At 72.7% G+C, this 1,100-nt stretch carries 1 protein-coding gene and 1 pseudogene; one reads left to right on the forward strand and one right to left on the reverse strand.

What is annotated here, in order from left to right; all coding sequences use genetic code 11:
- A partial coding sequence (locus ACPC54_RS42255; protein WP_498973084.1) for a glycerophosphodiester phosphodiesterase family protein occupies window positions 1–566 on the reverse strand: 566 nt, incomplete at its 3' end.
- 323 nt (window positions 567–889) lie between these two features.
- On the opposite strand from ACPC54_RS42255, the pseudogene ACPC54_RS42260 reads away from it, so the two are divergent.
- Window positions 890–1,100 (forward strand): annotated as a pseudogene (locus tag ACPC54_RS42260) (protease); the annotation flags it as partial.

Genomic DNA, 1,100 nt, shown 5'->3' on the forward strand with positions numbered 1-1,100 from the left:
GGCGCGGCCGCGTGCACCCGGTGCAGCGAGCGTGCCGAGAAGCTCATGATCCGTACCGGCGACTCGGCGGCCGCGGCGGGCGCGGCCAGGCCGAACCGGTCCAGCAGACCCAGCAGCTTCTCCTCGACCTGGCCCGCCCAGCGGGTGGGGTGCTTGGTCTCGATGGCCAGCTCGATGCGCCGCCCGGAGTCCGCGACCAGTTCCAGCAGCCGCTCCAGGGTGAGGACGGAGGTCTCCCCGCGGTCCTCGGGGCGGTGCTCCCAGTCGGGCTCCTCGACCCGGCCGCGATACGGCTCCCCGGTCTTCCAGGAGCCGAAGTCCAGGGCGGCGAGGTCGGCCAGTTCCAGCGCCGAGACGGCGCCGCGGCCGTTGGAGGTGCGGTTCACCCGCCGGTCGTGGACGCAGACCAGGTGACCGTCGGCGGTCAGCCGGACATCGCACTCGAGGGCGTCCGCACCGTCCTCGATCGCCTTGCGGTAGGCGGCCAGGGTGTGTTCCGGCGCGTCTTCGGAGGCCCCCCGGTGGGCGACGACCTGGACGGAGAGCTGTGGTGCGTGGGTGGTCACCGCGTCATGGTGTCACCCCCGCGGGGTACGCGGGACGGCGCTCGTGCGTCCGGGCGGCGAACGGTGGCACACGACGTCCGGGTTTATGTAGCTTTTCCTATGAATGCCCTATGTAAGGGCTGGCCGTGGACCCACAGCCACGGCTTATGGTGCTCTGACGGCCCGTGGGAAAAGCTGACTGCAGACAGACTGGAACAGTGAACGCAGGACCATGCGCAGCCGCATCGTGACAGGCCACGACCCGCGCGCACGCGCCGCCGAGCGTGCACGAACGTGACCGAGCGCGACCGAGGACAAACAGCCGTGGATCGAGGAGTAGAGCTGTGAGCACCGAGAACGAGGGCAACGCGGTACCCCCGGCCCCGTCCGCACCTCCTGTGCCGGTGGCCTCTCCCGACGCGTCCCCGCAGGCTCCCACCGCGCCGGAGGGGGCCGAGGGGCCGGCGGGCCCGGGGCACCGAGCCGACCAGCAGCCGGGGCAGGCCGCCCCGGCCCCCCAGCCGCACCAGACGCCGCCTCCGCACCAGGCGCCGC

Origin of the sequence: Kitasatospora sp. NPDC094028 (genome assembly GCF_049543595.1) — a bacterium.
Lineage (GTDB): Bacteria > Actinomycetota > Actinomycetes > Streptomycetales > Streptomycetaceae > Kitasatospora.